The sequence below is a fragment of the Methyloceanibacter sp. genome (assembly GCF_035650995.1).
GTDB lineage: Bacteria > Pseudomonadota > Alphaproteobacteria > Rhizobiales > Methyloligellaceae > Methyloceanibacter.
The window spans coordinates 35552-56643 of the sequence record NZ_DASRGO010000091.1; the positions used below are offsets into that span (position 1 = coordinate 35552).

The following is a 21092-nucleotide window of genomic DNA, read 5'->3' on the forward strand; positions in this document are numbered from 1 at the left end:
GAAACTCGCTAAGCCGGCTGCTTGGCCGAGGCCTTGGTCTTGCCGATGGCGTCGAGCTCCTTCTGCAAGGCGAGCTTGCTCAGCTTGTCGAACGGCAGGCTCACGAAGATGCCGATGCGCTGATTGAGCATGCGCATGGTGTCGGCAAAGGCGAGCATGCGTTCGGCATCTGATCCTTGCGCCTTGGCCGGGTCGGGCAGGCCCCAATGCGCGGTCATCGGCTGGCCAGGCCAGATCGGGCAGATCTCGTCGGCGGCGTCGTCGCAGACGGTGAACACGAAGTCGAGCTTCGGCGCATCGGGTGCGGCGAACTCGTCCCACGATTTCGAGCGAAGATGCGAAACGTCGTAATTCGACTTGCGCAGGAGCGTGATCGCCAGAGGATTGACCTTGCCGGTCGGGTGGCTCCCGGCGCTGAAGGCGCGGAATTTGCCCATGCCCAGCCGGTTCAAGATGCATTCGGCCATGACCGAGCGCGCCGAATTTCCTGTGCACAGGAAGAGCACGTTGAGCGGCTCTCTTTCGCTGACGACCTTCATTGCGACATCTCCTTACGTGCAGCACTCACTCGCGGCTTCCGAGGGGCAACAGCCGGCGAGCGCGGTTTCGATCAATTGGTCGCAAACGCTCCGTTCGGCGCGGCAGCAATCCTCGACCAGGAAGGAGAGCAGCGCGCGTGTGCCTGCGACGTCCATGGCGTAGATGACGGAGCGGCCCGCTTTGCGGGAGGCGACCAGCCCCGCCCGGGAGAGGATTGCAAGGTGGGTGGAGAGTGTGTTGGGAGGCACCGCAACCGCGCGGGCGATGTCGCCCGCCGCCATGCCTGCCGGACCCTGACGGACGAGCAGGCGGAAGACGCTGAGGCGGCTCTCTTGGGCGAGAGCGGCCAAGGCTTCGATGGCCTGAGATACTTCCATAGTTCCAGAATTATCGAAGTATATGCTCTCCGTCAATCGCCTGCATCGCCGCTCGGCGGTCGGGCGTTACTCCACTTGGCAATCCCGGGGGCCGGGTCTAAAACGCCGCCCGGGGAAGTGAACCCAACCCGCTCGCGGACTTAAAAGACTTTGGGGCAGGACCGGCGAGCCAGATAGAGGAATCATCTCGTGAAAACGTGGTCAGCCTTGCTGCTCGCCGCAGCCTTGATCGGTCTCGTGCCTGTGTCGGCAAGGGCCGACGACGCCGTGGTCGCGCGTGTCAATGGTGTGGATATCAAGCAGTCGGATCTCGATTTCGCCGCTTCAGAGGTGGGACCGCGCCTCGCCAACTATTCGCCCGAGGACCGCAGGAAGGTGCTCCTGCAATACGTCATCGAGAACGAGCTGATGGCGGAAGCCGGCCAGAAAGACGGCCTCGACAAGCAGGCGACCTTCCCCGCCAGGGTCAAGTATCACGACCGCCGCGCGCTGCGCGACGCCTTCTTCGACGTGAGCATTGTCGGCGCCGTGTCGGACGACAACGCCAAGAAGATCTACGACGAGAAGATCGCCACCATGAAGCCGCAGCAGGAGATCCATGCGCGGCATATCCTCGTGGCGACGGAGGAAGAAGCGAAGAAGGTGAAGGAGCGCCTCAAGAACGGCGAGGACTTCGCAACGGTCGCCAAGGAGGTGTCGAAGGATACCGGCGCCGAAGGCGGCGATCTCGGCTTCTTCACTCGCGGGCAGATGCTGAAGCCGTTCGAGGACGCGGCCTTCGCGCTCGACGTCGGCCAAATCTCCGATCCGGTGCAGACGCAATTCGGCTGGCACATCATCAAGGTGGAGGAAAAGCGCGACCAGCCGCTACCCACCTTCGACCAGGTCAAGGACGCCATCGTCGCCCAACTCGTGCAGCAAAAGGCGCAAGAAGTGGTCACGGGATTGCGCGACACGGCCAAGATCGAGGTGGTCGATCCCGCACTCAAGAAGGCGATGGACAACGACGCCGCCCAAAGCGCGCTGCCCGGCGCCGGCGAGGAGCAGCCGGGGGATGGCGGCGGCCAGCAATAGCTGAGAGCTCGAGAGCGTAGAGGGGCGCTTTGGGCAAGATCTCGCCGTTTGCACCGAAACATTTGCCGCATCTGCCGCCGATCGAGGGCGTGCGGATGGCGACGGCCGCGGCCGGCATTCGCTATCCCGGCCGCGTCGATCTCCTGTTCGCGCTGTTCGATCCTGGAACCAGCGTGGCCGGCGCGCTCACCACGTCGAAGACCGCATCGGCTCCGGTCGATTGGTGCCGCGAGCGGCTCGCGCACGGCATGGCGCGGGCGCTCGTGGTCAACTCCGGCAACGCCAACGCCTTCACCGGCAGGCGCGGCCGCGAGGCGGTGAAGCTCACCGCCGAAGCCGCCGCGGCCGCTGCGAACTGCCTCGAAGCCGACGTCTATGTCGCCTCGACGGGAGTGATCGGCGAGCCGCTCGATGCGAGCAAGATCGCGGCCAAACTCGGCGACCTCGCCGACCAGGCCAAACCCGACGCCTACGAGGCGGCCGCGCGCGCCATCATGACCACCGACACCTTCCCCAAGCTGGCTACGCGCAAGGCCGAGATCGACGGCGTCGAGGTCACCATCAACGGCATCGCCAAGGGCGCCGGCATGATTGCGCCGGACATGGCGACGATGCTCGCCTTCCTGTTCACCGACGCGGCGATCGAGCCTGGGGCGCTGCGCGATTGTCTGCACCCTGCGCTCGACGAAAGCTTTAACGCCATCACCATCGACGGCGACACTTCGACTAGCGACACGCTGCTCGTGTTCGCCACGGGGCGCGCGATTGCCCGCGGCGCGCCGCACATCGCCTATGGCGAGGACCCGCGGCTCGCCGCATTTCGCATCGCCGTCGCGCAGGTGATGCACGATCTTGCGCTTCAGGTGGTCAAGGACGGGGAGGGACTCACCAAGTTCGTCACTGTCAGGGTCACCGGAGCGGAGAGCAAAGAGGCGGCGCGGACCATAGCCAAGTCGATCGCCAATTCGCCGCTGGTGAAGACCGCGATCGCCGGCGAGGACCCGAACTGGGGACGGATCGTTGCCGCGGTCGGCAAGGCGGGAGAGCGGGCCGAGCGCGACCTGCTCGCCATCCGGCTCGGCGAGATTCTCGTCGCCAAGGACGGCGAGGTCGCTCCCGGCTACAGCGAGGCGCAAGGGGCGGCCTATATGAAAGGCAGCGAGATCGCCATCACCGTCGATGTCGGCGTCGGCAGCGGCGCGGCCACGGTTTGGACCTGCGATCTGACCAAAGAGTATATCGCCATTAACGCTGACTACCGGTCCTGACGGGTATCCCGACCAACATTTGTTAATCGCGGAGTGCGAGTGTGGGCGAGCGTCGGAAGGGCTCGATGGTGATCGTCGCGGCCTGCGTGCTGCTGAACGAAGCACGGGAGCTTCTGATTGCGAAGCGCCCGCCGGGGCGGCCTCTCGCAGGGCTTTGGGAGTTTCCCGGGGGCAAGGTCGAGCAGGGAGAGGAGCCCGAGGAAGCCTTGATTCGGGAACTCAAGGAAGAGTTGGGTATCGAGATCGCCAAGGCTGATCTCGAGCCGTTGACGTTCGCAAGCCACGCTTATCCCGATTTCCACCTGCTCATGCCGCTCTATCGCTGCTCGCGCTGGCGCGGGACGCTGGTCGCGCTCGAGGGCCAGGAGCTGCGCTGGGTGAGGCCCGAAGAGCTTGCCGGCGTGGAGATGCCGCCGGCGGACGAGCCGCTCAAGACGGCATTGCGCCAATGGCTATGACTTTGGAAAAGACCACGACCCGGACCGCGACGCAGGCGTTTCTTCGCCGCATCGGCGAAAATGCGCAGCGCTTTGCCTGCGACCGTACAGCCTCGAACGCGATCGAATATGCGCTCCTGACGTTCATCGCCGCCGCCATCATCCTTGCGGTGAGCCAGCTCGGCGACGCAGTCTCCGCCCTCTACGTGCAAGTGCAGAACGCGGTGAGCTCGTTCTAGCGGTCTTTGCGCTTGGGCGAGGATGGGAAGGCGGCCTTATCCCCCGCGGAATGTTCCCTCGTGTGCAGAGCGTCCGCGAGTCGCGCTGCGGCGCTGCCGGGCTTAAGCGGTTTCTGCTGGCTCGGGTCGGGCGCCCATCCCGAAAGATAAACGATCTCGAACGTGGCGCTCACGCCGCCCTCTTTCGTCGCATGGCGTTCGCGATAGATTGACTCGGCGCGGCCCAGCGTGCTGCGCGAGAGCGGAGTCTTGCTCCGCTCGGCGAGCACGTTGCCGCCGCCGAGCACGCGAATCTCACGCATCAGCTCGCGCGGAGACGGATAGGGCAGCGTCAGCACCTCGGCGTCGGCGACGGGCAGAGCAAAGCCCGCCCGCTGCAAGAGGGCACCGTAATCCCGTACGTCGCCGAACGGCGAGACGCGCGGACTTGCGCCGCCTTCCATTTCGGCCTCCGCCTCGATCAGCGACTGGCGAAGCTCGCTCAAGGAGCGCGCGCCGAGAACGCCCGCCATGAAGAGCCCGTCTGGGCAGAGCGCGCGCCTGATCTGGATCAGTGCGCCGGGGAGATCATTCACGCGGTGCAGCGCAAGACCCGAGACGATCAGGTTGAGGCTTGCCTCCTTGAGCGGCAGCACGTCCTCGTCGCAGACGAGCGCCGGGCGCGGACAAAGCGCCGCAAGCTCGAAGGCGCTCTCGGCATAGATCATGGCGCCGACCGAGGGCAGCTCGGCCACTTTCCGTCCGAGCAGGCCGCGATAGGCGCCAAGGTCGAGCGCGCACGGAAAGGAGCGCAGCATGAGCGAGATGCGCTCGGTAATCTCGCGCGCGACATGGGCGAGCAGGGATTCGTGCGCGCCGATTTCGGGTGCGAAGCGATCGCGCCGGGCGCGCAGGAGCTTGCGGTCGAACAGGAGATGCGGCTTGTTCATGGGCGCTCTCGCAGGCGGACGCCGCTTGCTCTTCTCTTCCCGCTTGTGGGGGAGGGATAGGGCGGGGGGTCCGAAACGAAGACTCGCGGCATACCCCCCTCCGCTCGCGCGAACATGCGCGAGCGTCCCCCACAAGGGGGGAGCGGGGTGCAAGAGACGGCTTTCTCCATGACGACGCCGTCGGGCGTCTTTTGATAAGATGACCGCGGTGGTCGTCGATACAAGTTAATGAGGGAAGGGGACATGGCCGCCGGAGTGCGAGAGCTTGCACCAACCTCCTCTGGTCGCCCATCGCTCGGCTCGCTGTTAGGGCCGCTTGCCGACCTCTTCTTGCCGCCGGTCTGCATCGTCTGCCGCACACGAGTCGGCGAGCGCGGGCTCATCTGCGGCGTCTGCTTCGCCAAAATCGATTTCATCACTCAACCTCTGTGCGACCGGCTCGGCGTGCCGCTCCCTTACGACGCGGGCGAGGGGAGGCAGCTTTCGGCCGCCGCGATCGCCAAGCCTCCAGTCTACGACCGGGCGCGAGCCGTGGCGCGCTATTCCTCGACCATGCGCGAGATGATCCAGAGCTTCAAATATCACGATCGGCACGAGGGCGTGCCCCTGTTCGGCCGTTGGCTTGCCAATGCGGGGAGGGAACTGCTGGCAGACGCTAATCTCATCGAGCCGGTGCCGCTTTACACATGGCGGCTGTGGTCGCGGCGCTTCAACCAGTCGGCCATGCTCGCCCACGCAGTCGGGCGGCTCGCAGCCGTGCCCGTCGATTGCTCGGCGCTTCAGCGCGTGCGGCGCACAGTAAGCCAGGTCGGGCTTTCGCCCGACCAGCGGCGCCGCAACGTGGCGGGCGCCTTCAAGGTGGCTAAGGACCGCAGGAACGCGGTCAGGGACAAGAAGATCGTCGTGATCGACGATGTGATCACCACGGGGGCCACGGCCGAGGCCTGCGCGCGGGCGTTGCGGCGGGCAGGGGCCGCGCGCGTGGATATTCTCGCGCTTGCCAGGGTAGTCGAGCCTGCGGCAAATACCCTTGCGTAGGGCGCGCCTTATGCCCAGTTATCAGTCGAAGGAGTTTTTTCGAGACCACGTTTCATGCCGAAAGTCCTCATCTACAGCTCACAATTTTGCGGGTATTGCCGGGCGGCGAAGAATTTGCTCAGAGCCAAGGGTCTCGACTACGTGGAGATCGACGTCGGCCTCGATCCGGCCAGGCGCCACGAGATGGTCGAGCGCGCCGGCGGTCTCCGCACGGTGCCGCAGATCTTCATCCACGGGCGCCATGTCGGCGGCTACGACGAGCTTGCCGCGCTCGAGCGCGAGGGCAAGCTCAACGATTGGCTCGCCGACGCGCTCAAGACCTATGCGGCGGGTGCGAGCGGATCGGAGGCTTTCGCCGGCGCCGATGAGAGATGATCGGAGTCACAAAGTTTCGTGCGGGACTCGTGCAGCTTCGCTCGGGGCGACGGGTCGTCGAGAATCTCGCTAAGGCCGAGAGCCTGATCAGGCGCGCCGCCGAGGGCGGCGCCATCTACGTGCAGACGCCGGAGAACACCGGGCTCATGGAGCTCAAGCCGGAACTCGTGCTCGCGGCGGCCGAGACCGAGGAGAGGAGCGCCCCGCTCGCTCACTTCCGCGCGCTCGCGGGCGAACTCGGCATCGTCCTCCATATCGGCTCGCTTGCCATCAAGCTCGATCAGGAGCGCGTCGCCAATCGCTCCTACCTGATCGGTCCAGAAGGGACGATCGTCGCGCGCTACGACAAGCTGCATATGTTCGACGTCGATCTCCCGGGCGGTGAGAGCTACCGTGAGTCGCAATATTTCCGTCCCGGCAGCAAGGCCGTAGTCGCCGATCTGCCCTTCGGCCGGCTCGGCTTCAGCATCTGCTACGATCTCCGCTTCCCGGCACTTTATCGCGCGCTCGCTGCCGCAGGCGCGGAACTGATCGCCGTTCCCTCGGCCTTCACCAGGCAGACGGGGGAGGCGCATTGGCGCGTGCTGGTGCGGGCGCGGGCGATCGAGACCGGCGCCTTCGTGCTCGCCGCGACGCAAGGCGGGCTGCACGAGAACGGCCGCGCCACCTATGGCCACAGCATCGTCGTGTCACCCTGGGGCGAGGTGCTGGCGGAAGGCGGCGAGGAGCCGGGCGTCGTGTTCGCCGATATCGACCTTGCCGCGTCGCAGGAGGCGCGTGCCCGCATCCCCGCGCTCAAGCACGGGCGGAGCTTCGAGGTCGAGGTCGCATCAGCGCAGCCGAGTGAAGTCAAAGAAGCATCATGATCCGCTACGCTCTCACTTGCGGCAGGGGTCACGACTTCGAGGCTTGGTTCTCCTCGAGCAGCGACTACGACATTCAAGTCGAGGCGCATGCCGTCACCTGCCCGAGTTGCGGCAGCGTCGACGTCAAGAAGGCGCCGATGGCGCCCGCGGTGAAGCGCCGGCGGACCGGAGCGGAGGAGCCGGCCGCGACGCGCCGGCAGACCTATGCGTTCCTCAAGAACTTGCGCGCGCATCTCAAGGAAAACGCCGAGCATGTCGGGCCGGCCTTCCCCGAGGAGGCGCGCAAGATGCATTACGGCGAGACCGAGCCGAGGAGCATCTACGGAGAGGCCACGCGCGAAGAGGCGGAGGCGCTTCTTGAGGAGGGGATTCCCGCCGTGCCGCTGCCGCTCCTGCCCGAGGACCACAATTGACTTGGCGAAATCCGGCAACTTCGTAGCCTGAAGGGGGCGCCCTTGCGCGCAGTAACCTCTTATTGGGAGGCTTCGGGTAAAAAACTTATTCGTCAGTCGCCCTGGTAAAGTCCCGAACGATCCCTAATATTGTCATCTGCCGGGCGTTGGTTTCTGCGCAACCAGGGTCAAAGCATGGCTTCCTCAACTCTCCTCCGACATGTGAACCTCCCCTTCGGCCTTCTCGCCGTCCCGTTTGTCGTCCTTGCGCTCGCGGGACCAGCAGGCGCGGAGACCAAGAGCCAGCCCGCGGCGACCGCCGGTACGCCTAGCACCCAAAGCGGCGCTCCTTCGGCTCAGAAGCTGAAGTTGGACACCGATACCGCGCAGCCAGGTCCAAGCCAGGGTGCGGCCCCGTCCGGCTCGAGTCAGGGCACAGCCCAGTCCGGGGCGGGCCAAGGCGCTGCTCAGTCCGGCCCGGGCGCTGCTCAGTCCGGCCAGGGCGCTGCTCAGTCCGGGAACGGCCAGAGCGCGGCGCAGCCCGGCGCCAATGGGGCGCAGGCCGGAACCAAGTCTGCCGAGGACAAGAAGGCGAGTCAGCCGGCTGAGGAAGGCGCGGAGCCGCTGTCCGACAATCCCAAGCAGATCGTCGTCAATATCGACAAATCGACCCAGGAGATGACCGTCTTCATCGACGGTGTCGAAACCTACAATTGGAAGGTTTCGACCGGCAGGCCGGGATTTGCGACGCCGTCTGGCACCTACACCGCCACGTCCATGAACAAGATCTGGTACAGCAAGGAGTGGGACAACGCCCCCATGCCGCATGCCGTCTTTTTCATGAAGGACGGGCACGCCATTCACGGCACCACCGAAGTGAAGAATCTCGGCAAGCCTGCCTCGCACGGCTGCGTACGGCTCGCGCCCGAGAACGCGGCGATCCTCTACGATCTCGTCAAGGAGAACGGCCTCAAGAACACCCAGGTCGTTCTGAACGGCGAGACCCCCGGCGGCGACTACCAGGGCGGCATCGCCTCGGCCCGGCCGCAATACCAGTATCCGCAGTATCCATACGGTTATGGCCGGCCTGTTCCGCCGCCGTGGTTCTACCCGAACCAGGAGGCGCAGGTTCAGCCCGACCAGCAGCCCCGGCCGCGCCGCCGTGGCCTGTTCCGCTGGTTCCAGCAGAACCAGGGCTATTACGTCGCGCCGCCCCGCTACTACCAGCGCGGCTACGGCTACTGACGGGCCTTATCTAGCGAATTGCGTTACGACCTGACTGCGGCGGCAAAGTAGTTCACGTCGGTGTCGCGCGACAGGCTGAACTCGTCTGACAGCGGGTTATAGACGAGGCCGGTGGTGTCGATCGGCGTGAGGCCGCCGGCGCGAAGGGCCGCGCGAAGCTCCTCGGGCGTCACGAAACGCTGCCATTGGTGGGTCCCGGCCGGCACCCAACGCAGGATGAGCTCGGCCGCGATGATCATGAAGGCATAGGCCTTATAGGTGCGGTTCAGGGTCGAAAGCAGCATGATCCCGCCCGGCTTCACGAGCGGGGTGACGGCCTTGATGAAGGCCGGAACATCCGGCACGTGCTCGACCACCTCGAGCAGCAGCACGGCGTCATAGGCGGCGCCGGTCGCGGCGATCTCCTCGGCGGTCGCCACGCGATAGTCGATCCCGCTGATCCCCATGCCCGAGGCATGGGCCTTGGCGGCCGCGATGTTCTCGGGCCCGGGATCGATGCCGGTAACCGCTGCCCCGAGCCGCGCCAAGGGCTCCGCGACAAGCCCGCCGCCGCAGCCGATGTCGAGGATTGATAGCCCTTTGAGACATTGCGCCTCCCGCTTGTCGCGCCCGAAGCGCTGGCAGAGTTGGTCGCGAATATAAGTCAGGCGCTCGCGGGTGATGCGGTGGAGCGGCTTGAAGGGGCCGTTCGCGTCCCACCAGCGCGCCGCATCCTTGGCGAATCTCTCGACTTCCGCGCGGTCGAGCGTGGCTGAATTTTGGGCTTCTGCCATGGCCGCATTGGCCGCCGCAGCCGAGCCCCTGTCAAGGCAAGGGGCGAAACCATTGCGGGCGGACGCCTCAATCAGTATGAAAGACGCGCTTTTCCGGCCGGCCCTGTCAGAGGGCCGGCCCTTCTGTTGGTGGAGGGGGCCGCATGGCCCTGCTGGTGCTCAAATTCGGCGGGACGTCGGTTGCCGACATCGACCGCATCAGGAACGTCGCGGCGCATGTGAAGCGCGAGGTCGACGCCGGCCACGCCGTTGCCGTGGTGGTGTCGGCGATGGCCGGGCACACCAATCAGCTCGTGGCCCTTGTCGAGCAGGCCTGGGGCTACAAGGAGCGCAAGAATAACGGCCAAGACCCCGAAGGCCAGTCGGCCCATTATGACGAGCGCGAATATGACGCCGTCGTTTCATCGGGCGAGCAGGTGACCTCTGGCCTGCTTGCGCTCGTGCTGCAATCGCTGGGCTTGAAGGCGCGGTCCTGGCAGGGCTGGCAGATCCCGCTCCATACCGATTCGGCCCACCGCAAGGCGCGCATCACCGGCCTCGACGTCGCCGAGCTCAAGGAGCGCATGAAGGGCGGGGAGGTCGCCGTGGTGGCGGGTTTCCAGGGCATTGCGCCCGGCAACCGCATCTCGACGCTCGGCCGCGGCGGCTCGGATACGAGCGCGGTGGCGCTCGCCGCGGCGCTTTCGGCCGACCGGTGCGATATCTATACCGACGTCGACGGGGTCTACACCACCGACCCGCGCATCGTGCCCAAGGCGCACCGGCTTGACCGCATCTCCTACGAGGAGATGCTGGAAATGGCCTCACAAGGGGCCAAAGTGCTACAGACCCGGTCGGTCGAGCTTGCCATGCAGAGGGGCGTCCGCGTGCTCGTGCGCTCGAGCTTCGATCCGCCGGACCTCCGCGGCCGGAGCACGGATGACGCGCTTTCGCTTGGAACACTCGTTTGCCATGAGGATGAGATCGTGGAGCAAAACGTCGTCAGTGGAATTGCCTACGCCAGGGACGAGGCCAAGGTGACGCTGCTCAAGATCGCCGACAAGCCGGGCGTGGCGGCGCAGGTCTTCGGGCCGCTCGCCGCCGCCAATATCAATGTCGACATGATCGTGCAGAACGTTTCCGAGGACGGCAAATATACCGACTTGACCTTCACGGTGCAGGCGGCCGACCTCGACCGCACCCTCGAAGTCCTGCGCAAAGCCAAGGACAAGATCGGTTATTTCGACTTGCGCGGTTCGACCGACATCGCCAAGGTGTCGGCGATAGGCGTCGGGATGCGGAGCCACGCCGGCGTGGCAGCGCAGATGTTCAGCGCACTGGCCGAAAAAGGCATCAATATCGAGGCGATCTCGACCTCCGAGATCAAGATCAGCGTATTGATCGATGCGGCCTACGCCGAACTTGCGGTGCGGACGCTACACTCCCTATTCGGATTGGACAGCCGCTAGCGACGTGCGGCAAACCTGACGGCCCTTTCGACGCCCATCTGGCCGCTTTTGCCGGCGGGCGAGGACTTATGGCTATGCCTACTTCATCTGTTGGCGCCCCGAGGCAATTGCTCCGACGTCTGCGCGAGGTGATGGCGCAACGCGAGAGCGCGCAGGCCCGGCTCGACAAGGTGGTGGTGCTGATCGCCTCGAACATGGTGGCCGAGGTGTGCTCGCTCTATCTCTGCCGCCGCGACGGCTCGCTCGAGCTGTTCGCTACCGAGGGCTTGAACCCCGAGGCGGTGCACAACACCCATCTGAAGCCGGGCGAGGGCCTGGTCGGCTTGATCGCCGAGCAGGCCGAACCGATGCAGTTCCCCGATGCTCAGCATCACCCGGCCTTCTCCTACCGGCCGGAGACGGGCGAGGAGATCTACCACTCGTTCTGCGGCGTGCCGATCCTGCGCGGCGGCCATACCATCGGCGTGCTCACGGTGCAGAACCGAACCCAGCGCCACTACAGCGACGAAGAGATCGAGGCGCTCCAGACCACGGCCATGGTCCTCGCCGAGATGATCGCCTCGGGCGGTTTCGGCGTCACCGACGAAGTCAGCGCCGAGCCCCGCCGCGAGCTTGGAGCGAGCTTCACCGGTCTCTCGATCTCCGAAGGCGTGGCGCTCGGCCACGTGGTGCTGCACGAGCCGCGCATCGTCGTCACCCGCCTCATCGCCGAAGACGTCGAGCTCGAGCGCCGGCGTCTGTCGCAAGCGATCGAGGATCTCACCGGATCTATCGACAACATGCTCGAGCGCGGCGATCTCGCGCGTGCCGGCGAGCATCGCGAGGTGCTGGAGGCGTTCCGCATGTTCGCTCACGATCACGGCTGGCGGCGGCGGCTCGACGAGGCGCTGCTTACCGGTCTCACCGCCGAGGCGGCCGTGCAGCGCGTGCGCAACGATACGCGCGCGCGCATGCTGCGCCAGATCGATCCGCACGCGCGCGAGCGCCTGCACGACATCGACGATCTGTCGAACCGCCTGCTCAGGCTCCTGTCGGGCGGCGCGGTGACCGCAGCAGCGAGCAACCTGCCGCAGGACACCATTCTCGTTGCCCGCACCATGGGTCCGGCCGAACTGCTCGACTACGACCGGCAGCGCTTGCGCGGCCTCGTGCTCGAGGAGGGCGGACGGGCGAGCCATGTCGCGATCGTAGCACGCGCGCTCGGCATCGCCGCCATCAGCCAGGTGAAGGGCGTGCTCGAATCGGTCGAGCCCGGGGACGCCGCCATCGTCGATGCCGATGGCGGCGAGCTGCACATCCGGCCCACGCAAGAGGTGGTCTCGGCCTATGCCGACAAGGTGCGCTTCAGGGCGCGGCGCCAGGCGCAATATGCCGCGCTCAGGACCATCCCCGCGCTCACGCTCGACGGCGAGCGCGTCGCGCTCCACATCAACGCCGGACTCCTGTTCGACCTGCCGCATCTCGATCAGTCGGGCGCCGACGGCATCGGCCTGTTCCGCACCGAGCTTCAATTCATGATCTCGGCGACCTTCCCGCGGCTCGAGCAGCAGACGCGGCTCTACAAGGCGATCCTCGACGCCGCCGGGGACCGGCCCGTGGTGTTCCGTTCGCTCGACGTCGGCGGCGACAAGGTACTGCCCTTCTTCCGTGCCGGCGAGGAGGAGAACCCGGCCATCGGCTGGCGGGCCATCCGCATGGCGCTCGACCGGCCGGCATTGTTCCGCACTCAGATCAGGGCGCTGCTCCGGGCCGCGCAAGGGCGGGAGCTGCGCATCATGCTGCCGATGATTTCCGACGTGTCCGAACTTCAGGCGGCGCGCGCGCTCATCGACCGCGAAGTGACCATCCTGAAGCGGCACGGCCGGCCCGAGCCGAAGCGGCTGATGATCGGGGCGATGATCGAGGTGCCGGCGCTGCTCTGGCAGCTCGACCGGCTGCTGCCGCTCGCCGATTTCGCCTCGGTGGGATCGAACGACCTCATGCAGTTCCTATTTGCCGCCGACCGCGGGAACATGCGGGTCGCCGAGCGGTTCGATTCACTCAACCCGGCCGCGCTCAAGGCGCTTCGGGTCATCGTCGAGGCGGCCGAGAAGCACGGCGTGCCGCTCACGCTGTGCGGCGAGATGGCGGGGCGCCCGATCGAGGCCATGACGCTCGTCGCCCTCGGTTTTCGGTCGATTTCCATGGCGCCGGCCTCGATCGGCCCGGTGAAAGCCATGATTTTGTCCCTTGATGCCGGGGCCTTGCGCGAAAGATTGAACGAATGGCTCGAAACCAAGACCACGTCCTTGCGCGAGGATCTCAAGCGGTTTGCCGCCGAAAAAGGCGTGCAGATCTGAGACGATGAGAGCCCTTAAATATGAGCGCCGATATGCTAGTCTCGGCTTTACTTGCAAACCCGAAGCCGTTGGGATTGTGTTGACGGAGAAGAGCAGGACATGCGACCGGCCTTGCGCTGCCGACCTTGCCGGGTCACGTGCCGGTGAGCGCTTCGCCCGACTCCGCCGCGCGGCAACGCCTGCTCATTCACGGGATTAACGAGATGCCGGCCGGGTACGACACCGAGGTGGCTGAGCTGTTCCGGGACTTGCGCTCGGCGAGCAGCCTGTCCGAGTCCGATCTTGCCGCGCGGCTCTCGACGCGGGTCGAGGTGGTGCAGGCGCTCGAGCAGGGCGCGCTCTATGCGCTGCCGCCCTGGGCCGAGACCTGCCGGGTGGTCAACGGCTACGGCGCGATGCTCAATCTCGACGTCCGACCGTTGCTCCGCCGCATCTATGCGCAGCTCGAGGCGGGGATCGTCGAGCTTAAACCGAAGCCGATCCCCGAAGTCCCGACCATGGCGCCGTCCGAACCCTTCGATTTCGGCGCCGGATCGAACGGACTCGGTGGAGGCGGGTTCGAGCAGACCAAGTTCGAGCCCAAATACGACGTGAACAACTTCGAGCAGAAGCCATTCGAGTCCGGCACGTCCTCCATGGAAACGCCGGACTGGCCCGACAATCCCTTTGCCAAGGCGAAGCCCGCAGAGCCGCAGGCGCCGCAACAGCAGAAGCAGCCGCAATGGCCGCAAGCTCAACCCCCTCAGCCCGCGCAACAGACCCCGTTCGCGGCCGGTCAGCGTTCGCCGTTGCAGACGAACTGGCCGAACGCCAAGCTGCCGGCGCAAGGACGGCCCGCCCAGCAGCCGCCTCGTCCCAACGGGCCCGCGCAGCCTCAGCCGCAAAAGCCGCAAGCCCCATGGACGGCAAGCGCCGCTCAGCAGCGCCCGCCGGCTTCGCAGCAGCAGCCGCAAGGGCAGCGTCAGGCGCAACCGCAACCTCAGCGTCCTCAGCCTCGCCCGGCCCAAGCCCAGACCCAGCCGCCGCCTCAGAGGCCGCAGCCGCATCCAAAGCCCGTATCGCAGGCCGAGCTTCAGGCCGCCTGGCAGCAGCCATCGACCCAGACCGACACACAGCGGCGCTCACAGCCGGCGCCTCAGCCCGCCCAGCCCGAGGAGGAAAAGCCAAGCCGGAAGCGCGGACTTCTCAAGTGGGGCCTCGTGCTTCTGCTCCTGGCGATCATGGCGGGAGGCGGCTATTTCGTGCTCGCTCATCTCAAGGGCCAGGCGGGATTGCAGTCCTCGACGCCAGCGACTGCCGATCCCGACGATCCGCGGAGCCACAAGGCCGACAAGCTGCAAGGCCCGTCCTAGCGGCGCCTCAGGCTTGAGCCCTTCCCTGCCGCCCGGTTTCCTGCTTCACCTCCACCATGACCACGATTCCCGCCGAGAGACTCGATAGACTCGTCGCACGCTGGCAGACGGTGCAGAGCGCGCTTGCCGCCGGCGCCGACCAGGAGAGCTATGTCCGGCTCTCACGCGAGTTCGCCGAGCTCGATCCGATCGTTGCCACCATCAACGAACTCAAACGCGCCCAGAACGAGCGCGAGGATCTTCAAGCCTTGGTCGACGATCCGGCGTCCGACGCCGAGATGGCCGAGCTTGCCAAAGCTGAGCTCGGCGAGATCGACCCGAGGATCGAGGCGCTCGAACACCAGCTCAAAGTTCAGCTCCTGCCCAAAGACGCCGCCGACGAGAAGAGCGCGATTCTCGAAGTGCGCGCCGGCACCGGCGGCGAGGAGGCAGCGCTGTTCGCGGGCGATCTCTTCCGGATGTATCAGCGCTATGCCGACCGCATGGGCTGGAAGGTCGCCATCCTCTCGGCGAGCGAGTCGGCGACCGGCGGCTACAAGGAGATCATCGCCAACATCACCGGCAAGGGCGTGTTCGCGCGGCTCAAGTTCGAGTCGGGCGTGCATCGCGTGCAGCGCGTGCCGGCGACCGAGGCGCAAGGGCGCATCCATACCTCGGCGGCCACGGTCGCCGTGCTGCCGGAGGCCGAGGAGGTCGACATCAAGATCGACGACAAGGACCTGCGCATCGACGTGTTCCGCGCGAGCGGGCCAGGCGGGCAGTCGGTCAACACCACCGACAGCGCGGTCAGGATCACGCATCTGCCGACAGGGCTCGTGGTCAGCCAGCAGGACGAAAAATCGCAGCACAAGAACAAGGCGAAAGCGATGAAGGTGCTGCGCGCGCGGCTTTACGAACTCGAGCGGTCCAAGCTCGACGCGGAGCGGGCGCAGAATCGCCGCAGCCAGATCGGCACCGGCGACCGCTCCGAGCGCATCCGCACCTACAATTTCCCGCAAGGTCGCGTGACCGACCACCGGATCGGCTTCACCACGCATCAGCTCCCTTACGTGCTCGAAGGGGGGCCCGCGCTCGACGAGATCATCGATGCGCTGATCACCGATTATCAGACGAGCCAGCTCGCCGCCATGCAGGAAGAGGCCCATGTCTGACCGGGGCCGGCGTTTTGTCTCGAGCAATGCTTCGAGCTCCCCGCTCACCCCTTGTGGGGGAGCACGTTCGCGCTTCAGCGCGAATGGAGGGGGGGCGGTGCGCCATTCAACCCCCTCCCCAGGGGGAGGGGAGAACAAGCGGCCGGCGCCTCAAACTCTACGGGAAGCTTTTGTCTCGGCAGCCGATCAATTGCGGGAGGCGGGGATCGAGGCGCCCGAGCTCGACGCGCGGCTTCTTTTGTGTCACGCGGCGGGCTTGGCGCATGAGGACTTCGTCGCCCGCGCGGGCGAAGTTTTGCCGCCGCGGGCCTTCGACCGTCTGCAAGCCCATATCGAGCGGCGGGCCGCTCGCGAGCCGGTCTCGCGCATCACCGGGGTCCGCGAGTTCTACGGGCGGCACTTTCTCATCGAGGGAAGCGTGCTCGACCCGAGGCCCGATACCGAGACGGTGGTCGAGGCCGCGCTCGATCTGATCGAGACGCGGCGAGGGCGGGGGGCGTCCCTTCGTCTCATCGACCTCGGCACGGGCAGCGGGTGCATCCTGCTTACGCTTCTCGCCGAGTTGCCCAACGCGCGCGGGCTCGGCACCGATCTCAGCCGGGACGCGCTTCGCGTCGCCCACGCCAATGCCGAGCGCCTCGGCGTCGCCGATCGCGCAAGCTTCACCGTCTCGGACTGGCTCGACGCCGTGTCCGGCGAATTCGACCTCGTCCTGTCCAACCCGCCTTACATTGCGCGCGGCGAGATTGGCGGGCTTGCTGCGGAGGTCGCCCGCTACGATCCGCACATCGCTCTCGATGGGGGCGGGGACGGGCTTGACGCCTACCGGCGCATCGCGAGCGGCGCGGCCAAGGTCCTGGCGCCCGGTGGGCACATTCTCCTCGAGATCGGCGCCACGCAGGCCGACGCCGTGACGAGCCTCCTTTGCCAGGGCGGCTTTCTCGCCGAGAAAATTAACCACCGCCGGGACCTCGCGGGGCGGCCGCGCGTTATTGTTGCAGAGATGTGACTGAGGTGTGGACCGCCCGCGGGTGGACAAAAAAGGGCTTGGAAATTCCTGATGTTCGGGTTAGGTTCATGCCCAGCAAATGAAGATTTCGGCCAGCGGCGTTGCGGAAGCCCGGCCGGTTGCAACGGCAACAGAATCGGATTTCTCGTGAAGCTCGATTGAAAGGCTCCCTGCCTCTCGGGACGTTCATGAGACGCTCGACCGCTCATCAAGATTGAGGTTGGCAGGCGCTTGCTCGGTGATTCTACGGACGCTTGGCGCCGGAGATCGTTTCAAAAACAAGGCAGCAAAAAACCGCCGAGTGGATCTGCATGAGCCCAATCCGGCTTGCCGGACGGCTAAGCCCCGTCGGGGTTGAATGCGGATCGTGAGTAGCAGGGAGACAGGTCGCGGCAACAGCCCGCAAAGCAGGTGAATAGAAGCCCATGAGGCAAGGACAGCAGAATCGCAGGGGCCGCGGCCGTGGCCGCAAGCCCCAGAATCCCTTAGCGCGGAACTACGAATCGAACGGCCCCGACGTGAAGATCAGGGGCACCGCGGCGCATATCGCCGAGAAGTATATGTCGCTGGCGCGCGACGCGCTCGCCTCCGGCGACATGGTGACGGCGGAGAGCTATCTCCAGCACGCCGAGCACTACAACCGCATCATCATGGCGGCGCAGGCGCAATTCGGCGGGCAGCAGCAGGGCGGCCAGCATCCGGGCGAAGGCCCGAACGGCGGCTTCAGGCAGCCGCGCTGGAATCCCGATGGCCCCGGAGAGGACGGCGACGAGTTCGATCCCGAGACCGGCGGCGACATCAGGGCCGGCGGCGTGGAGATGCGCGGCTCCCAGGATCGCGAGCGCCATGAGGGCAATCGCGAGCACCACGGCGGCGGACGCCGCGAGCACGGTCGCCACGGCGGCAACGGCAGCGAGGGCACGCGCGAGCGCGAGGCCAACGGCGCCGATCAGCCCGAGGCGCAGTCGAGCGACGAGACGGCTCCCGACCAGGTGAGCTAGGGCCTATTCGTAGGACACGGCTGGTTATGGCATCCCTCCCCCTTGCGGGGAGGCAGGACCCGACACGCCGTCACTGCGCGGCTTGGGCCGGTGCGGCCGGAGGCGCGAGCTTCGCGATCTCGGCATCGAACCAGGCGAGGTCCTGGGCGAGCGAGGCGTTATCGGGAAAGCGCTCCTTCAGCCGCGCGATGATCTCGCGGCCCGCGTTCAACGCGGCGAGCGCCTCCTCGGTCTTTCCCTGCTTGCCGAGCACCACGCCGACCATGCCGTAGCTCACGGCAAGATCGTGCGCCCAGGAAAGGTTGGTCGCATCGAGCGACATAAGCCGCCGGCGAATGGCGAGGCTCTGGCGGTAGGCGTCGAGCGCCTCGTCGAGCTTGCCTTGCGCGAGAAAGACGTCGCCCACCCGGTCGTAGGTCACCGAGAGGTCGTGCTGCCACTCGGCATTGTTGGGGTCCTTGACGGCGAGCCGGCTCGCGATGGCGAGGTCGGCCTGATAGGCGGCGAGCGCGCCGGCGGGGTCGCCTTGCGCCACCAGCACGTCGCCGATCTTGTCGTAGGCGACCGACAAATCGCGCTGCCATGCGGCGTTGTCGGGATCGGCCCTGACCAGGCGCTGATCGATGTCGCGCTTCGCCTCATAGGCGGCGAGCGCGCCCGCAAGCTCGCCCTTCTCCTTCAGCACGTCGCCGATCCGCTCGTGGCTGATGCCGAGATCGTACTGCCATGAGGCGTTGCCGGGATCGGTCGTGGCGAGGTGGGAGCGGATGACGAGCCCGTCGCGGTAGGAGGCGAGCGCCTCGTCGAGCTTGCCTTGCGCTTTCAGCGCATCGCCCACCTTGTTGTGCGAGACGGAGAGATCGCGCTGCCACTCGGCATTGCTCGGGTCGGCGGCGGCGAGGCGCGCGGTGATGGCGAGGTCCTCGCGATAGGAGGCGAGCGCCTCGGAAAAGTCGCCCTGAGCCAGCAGCACGTCGCCGATCTTGCTGTAGGACACGGCGAGGTCGCGCTGCCGTGAGGCGTTGCTCGCGTCGTCCTTGGCCAGGCGCTGCATGATGGCGAGGCTCTCGCGATAGGAGCCGAGCGCCTCGGCGAGGCTTCCTTTCAGCACCAGCACGTCGCCGATCTTGTTGAGCGTGATCGAAACGAAGTGCTGGAGGCTCGCATCCCCCGGATCGGCGTCGCGGAAGGGCGTCATGCGGGCAAGACTCGCGCGGTATTGCGCGAGCGCCGCGTCGAGATCGCCTTGCGCCTTCAGCACGTCGCCGATCCGCTCGTTGGCCACCGACAGGTCGCGCTGCACGTGCACGTTGCCGGGATCGGCGGCGGCGAGGCGCTCGGCGATGGCATATCCGTCGCGATAGGATTTCAGCGCCTCGGCGAGATTGCCTTGCGCCATGAGCACGTCGCCCACCTCGTTGTCGGCGGTGAGCAAACCGCGCCGATAGCGCACCTCGTCCGGGTAGCCGCTCACCAGCGCGGAGCAGATGGCTTGCGCCTCGAGCGCGCGCGCCTTCCATTTGCCGGTGTCGCCGAGCGCGGCATAGTTGCGCGCGAACTGGATCAGCATCCAAGCCTTCTGATAGTCGAGCTCGGGGGTCGGGCGGCCGAGCGCCGCCATGTTGGCGAACAGGGCTTCGGCCTTGGTGAGAAGCGCGAGCGTCGCGGTGCGCGGCACGCCGAAGGTCTCGGCCTGCGCCACCGCCGCATCGACGATCTCGGTCGCGGTCTCGAGCGTCGCGGTGAGGAAGGCCTCGTTGGTCTTGAGCTCGCGCCAGGCATAGACGGCGCTTCCGCTCGCGGCGATTGCCAGCACGGCGAGCGTGGCGATGATCGCGTTGCGCACGCGCCCCTTTCGCCGCCGCTCGCGCTCGGCGCGGCGGAAGATGTCGTCGGGCGTGACACCGATCAGTCCCGCGACCACCTTGGCGAGAGCGAGCGGCTTGCCGTCGCCCGTCTCGCGCATATCGGCCGCGAGCAGCTCCACTTTCCGCTTGCCGACCCGGCCCTTGGCGTCGAGCTTGAACTTCAGCGCGGGCGCGAAGCATTCGAGGCCTGGATCATCCGGCTTGCCGGAGACGATGAGCGGGATGACGGGCCGTCCCGGGTGGCGCGACTTGAACAGGCGCACCTCCTCGTTGACGTAAGGGCTCTTGCCCGCGGCCTCCGAGCAGATGACGATGAGCGCGGCCGAGGCGTCGAGCGCGGCGCGCGTCTGCTCGGTCAGGCTGTGGCCGGCAGTGAACTCGTCGCGGTCGCGGAAGACGGGGCGGAGCGAGGCGGGCACGGGACCTGCCGCCGTCTCGCGCCCGGCGAGGTCCTTGTCGATGCGGAAGGTTTCGAGCGCGCGATGCAGCCACTTGGCGTGAGCCGTGTCGGCGTGGCTATAGGAGATGAAGGCGCGGTACCTGAACGCGATCGGCTCTGCCATGGCCTCTTGGACCATCCGTCGAACGACACCGCTCCTTGGCCTGATTATCGGCGAGCCGCGCGGCCCCCGCAACTCAAGCTTCGGTAACGCCACGGGACCGATAGGGCCATGCGTGAGTTTGCGTGCGCTCCGAGTTCAGCCCCTTTTTCCGGTCTCTTGGCGGCGCTATATGTCCGTTAACAAGCCTGCGTTATGAGCTTGCCGGGCGCCCTGGCGGCCGGCGGCTCGCCGCCCCACCCCCATCCTTCCGCTACGCCTCGCTGAGAGGGACCGCAACTCATGGATTTCGAAAAGCTTTCCGACCGCCTCAAGGGCTTCATCCAGGCCGCGCAGACGCTCGCGCTCCGCGACGGCAACCCGCAGATCACGCCCGAGCACCTGCTCAAAGTGCTGCTCGACGATCCGGACGGCATGGCGAGCGGGCTGATGGCGCGCGCGGGGGGCAATCCCAAGCAGGCGCTCGAGCGCACCAATGCCGCGCTCGCCAAGCTCCCCAAGGTGTCGGGCTCCGGCGCCACCCAGCCGCATATGTCGCCTTCGCTCGCGCGCGTGCTCGATCAGGCCGAGCAGATGGCGGGGAAGGCGGGCGACAGCTTCGTCACCGTCGAGCGGGCGCTCCAGGCTCTCGGCATGACCAAGGAAGGCGAGACGCAGCGCATCCTCGCCGATGCCGGGCTCACGCCGCAGGGGCTCAACGCCGCGATCAACGAATTGCGCAAGGGCCGCACCGCCGATTCCGCCGGCGCCGAGCAGGCTTACGATGCGCTCAAGAAATACACCCGCGACTTCACCGAAGCCGCGGCCAAGG

At 66.5% G+C, this 21092-nt stretch carries 21 protein-coding genes; 16 read left to right on the plus strand and 5 right to left on the minus strand.

Annotation, left to right across the window (positions count from 1 at the left end; genetic code table 11):
• Positions 1 to 8: 8 nt before the first annotated feature.
• Entirely contained in the window at positions 9 to 539 is a 531-nt protein-coding gene (locus VFB18_RS07255; protein WP_324972878.1) for an arsenate reductase ArsC, read from the minus strand.
• A gap of 12 nt (positions 540 to 551) precedes the next feature.
• Entirely contained in the window at positions 552 to 917 is a 366-nt protein-coding gene (locus VFB18_RS07260; protein WP_324972880.1) for a metalloregulator ArsR/SmtB family transcription factor, read from the minus strand.
• Positions 918 to 1106: 189 nt separating this feature from the next.
• On the opposite strand from VFB18_RS07260, the gene VFB18_RS07265 reads away from it, so the two are divergent.
• The 4 genes from VFB18_RS07265 (at position 1107) to VFB18_RS07280 (ending at position 3935) form a co-directional block, all read left to right on the plus strand.
• Positions 1107 to 1991 carry a peptidylprolyl isomerase gene (locus VFB18_RS07265; protein WP_324972882.1) on the plus strand — a complete coding sequence of 295 codons (885 nt, stop codon included), beginning with the start codon at positions 1107 to 1109 and terminating at the stop codon, positions 1989 to 1991.
• A gap of 29 nt (positions 1992 to 2020) precedes the next feature.
• The gene (argJ, locus tag VFB18_RS07270) at positions 2021 to 3259 is read left to right on the plus strand and encodes a bifunctional glutamate N-acetyltransferase/amino-acid acetyltransferase ArgJ (protein ID WP_324972886.1); all 1239 of its coding nucleotides are present in this window, start codon (positions 2021 to 2023) and stop codon (positions 3257 to 3259) included.
• A 65-nt stretch (positions 3260 to 3324) separates the two neighbouring features.
• Positions 3325 to 3717: an 8-oxo-dGTP diphosphatase MutT gene (gene mutT / locus VFB18_RS07275; RefSeq protein WP_324972933.1), complete on the plus strand. Its 393-nt coding sequence runs from the start codon at positions 3325 to 3327 to the stop codon at positions 3715 to 3717.
• Positions 3708 to 3935, plus strand: coding sequence for a hypothetical protein (locus tag VFB18_RS07280; RefSeq protein ID WP_324972890.1), 228 nt, complete (start codon positions 3708 to 3710; stop codon positions 3933 to 3935). Before mutT ends, VFB18_RS07280 begins: the two co-directional genes overlap by 10 nt.
• Here VFB18_RS07280 and VFB18_RS07285 read toward each other — a convergent pair.
• Positions 3932 to 4864 carry a class I SAM-dependent methyltransferase gene (locus VFB18_RS07285; RefSeq protein ID WP_324972893.1) on the minus strand — a complete coding sequence of 311 codons (933 nt, stop codon included), beginning with the start codon at positions 4862 to 4864 and terminating at the stop codon, positions 3932 to 3934. The two genes, VFB18_RS07280 and VFB18_RS07285, sit on opposite strands and share 4 nt — an antisense overlap.
• A 243-nt stretch (positions 4865 to 5107) precedes the next feature.
• Between VFB18_RS07285 and VFB18_RS07290 the strand changes: the two genes are divergently transcribed.
• The 5 genes from VFB18_RS07290 (at position 5108) to VFB18_RS07310 (ending at position 8780) form a co-directional block, all read left to right on the plus strand.
• Positions 5108 to 5902, plus strand: a complete 795-nt coding sequence (locus tag VFB18_RS07290; RefSeq protein ID WP_324972896.1) for a ComF family protein — start codon at positions 5108 to 5110, stop codon at positions 5900 to 5902.
• A 54-nt stretch (positions 5903 to 5956) separates the two neighbouring features.
• Positions 5957 to 6277, plus strand: coding sequence for a glutaredoxin 3 (gene grxC, locus VFB18_RS07295; protein WP_324972899.1), 321 nt, complete (start codon positions 5957 to 5959; stop codon positions 6275 to 6277).
• A complete protein-coding gene (locus VFB18_RS07300; RefSeq protein WP_324972902.1) occupies positions 6274 to 7143 on the plus strand; it encodes a carbon-nitrogen hydrolase family protein in 870 nt (289 codons plus the stop codon). Before grxC ends, VFB18_RS07300 begins: the two co-directional genes overlap by 4 nt.
• Positions 7140 to 7556: a DUF1178 family protein gene (locus tag VFB18_RS07305; protein ID WP_324972905.1), complete on the plus strand. Its 417-nt coding sequence runs from the start codon at positions 7140 to 7142 to the stop codon at positions 7554 to 7556. The genes VFB18_RS07300 and VFB18_RS07305 overlap by 4 nt, the downstream gene beginning before the upstream one ends.
• Positions 7557 to 7904: 348 nt before the next feature.
• Positions 7905 to 8780 (plus strand): L,D-transpeptidase, encoded by an 876-nt coding sequence (locus VFB18_RS07310; RefSeq protein ID WP_324972907.1) that lies wholly within the window; start codon positions 7905 to 7907, stop codon positions 8778 to 8780.
• 23 nt (positions 8781 to 8803) lie between these two features.
• Here VFB18_RS07310 and ubiG read toward each other — a convergent pair whose 3' ends face one another.
• On the minus strand, positions 8804 to 9553 hold the full coding sequence (gene ubiG, locus VFB18_RS07315; RefSeq protein WP_324972910.1) for a bifunctional 2-polyprenyl-6-hydroxyphenol methylase/3-demethylubiquinol 3-O-methyltransferase UbiG: 750 nt from the start codon (positions 9551 to 9553) through the stop codon (positions 8804 to 8806).
• Between the two features lie 143 nt (positions 9554 to 9696).
• Here ubiG and VFB18_RS07320 point away from each other — a divergent pair, with 143 nt between their 5' ends.
• From VFB18_RS07320 to VFB18_RS15780, 6 genes are all read left to right on the plus strand, one after another.
• The gene (locus tag VFB18_RS07320; protein ID WP_324972913.1) at positions 9697 to 11001 is read left to right on the plus strand and encodes an aspartate kinase; all 1305 of its coding nucleotides are present in this window, start codon (positions 9697 to 9699) and stop codon (positions 10999 to 11001) included.
• Positions 11002 to 11075: 74 nt separating this feature from the next.
• The gene (gene ptsP / locus VFB18_RS07325; RefSeq protein ID WP_324972916.1) at positions 11076 to 13340 is read left to right on the plus strand and encodes a phosphoenolpyruvate--protein phosphotransferase; all 2265 of its coding nucleotides are present in this window, start codon (positions 11076 to 11078) and stop codon (positions 13338 to 13340) included.
• A 203-nt stretch (positions 13341 to 13543) separates the two neighbouring features.
• Positions 13544 to 14692 carry a hypothetical protein gene (locus tag VFB18_RS07330; protein ID WP_324972919.1) on the plus strand — a complete coding sequence of 383 codons (1149 nt, stop codon included), beginning with the start codon at positions 13544 to 13546 and terminating at the stop codon, positions 14690 to 14692.
• 56 nt (positions 14693 to 14748) lie between these two features.
• A complete protein-coding gene (gene prfA / locus VFB18_RS07335; RefSeq protein ID WP_324972922.1) occupies positions 14749 to 15843 on the plus strand; it encodes a peptide chain release factor 1 in 1095 nt (364 codons plus the stop codon).
• Between the two features lie 97 nt (positions 15844 to 15940).
• Complete coding sequence (prmC, locus tag VFB18_RS07340; RefSeq protein ID WP_414675663.1) at positions 15941 to 16852, plus strand: peptide chain release factor N(5)-glutamine methyltransferase; 912 nt, start codon at positions 15941 to 15943, stop codon at positions 16850 to 16852.
• Between the two features lie 425 nt (positions 16853 to 17277).
• Positions 17278 to 17853, plus strand: coding sequence for a DUF4167 domain-containing protein (locus tag VFB18_RS15780; RefSeq protein WP_414675664.1), 576 nt, complete (start codon positions 17278 to 17280; stop codon positions 17851 to 17853).
• Positions 17854 to 17923: 70 nt separating this feature from the next.
• Here the strand turns inward: VFB18_RS15780 and VFB18_RS07350 are convergent, their stop codons facing one another.
• Positions 17924 to 20284, minus strand: coding sequence for a tetratricopeptide repeat protein (locus VFB18_RS07350; RefSeq protein ID WP_324972928.1), 2361 nt, complete (start codon positions 20282 to 20284; stop codon positions 17924 to 17926).
• A 279-nt stretch (positions 20285 to 20563) separates the two neighbouring features.
• Here VFB18_RS07350 and VFB18_RS07355 point away from each other — a divergent pair.
• The coding region (locus VFB18_RS07355) for a Clp protease N-terminal domain-containing protein (RefSeq protein WP_324972930.1) at positions 20564 to 21092 on the plus strand (529 nt) is incomplete at its 3' end.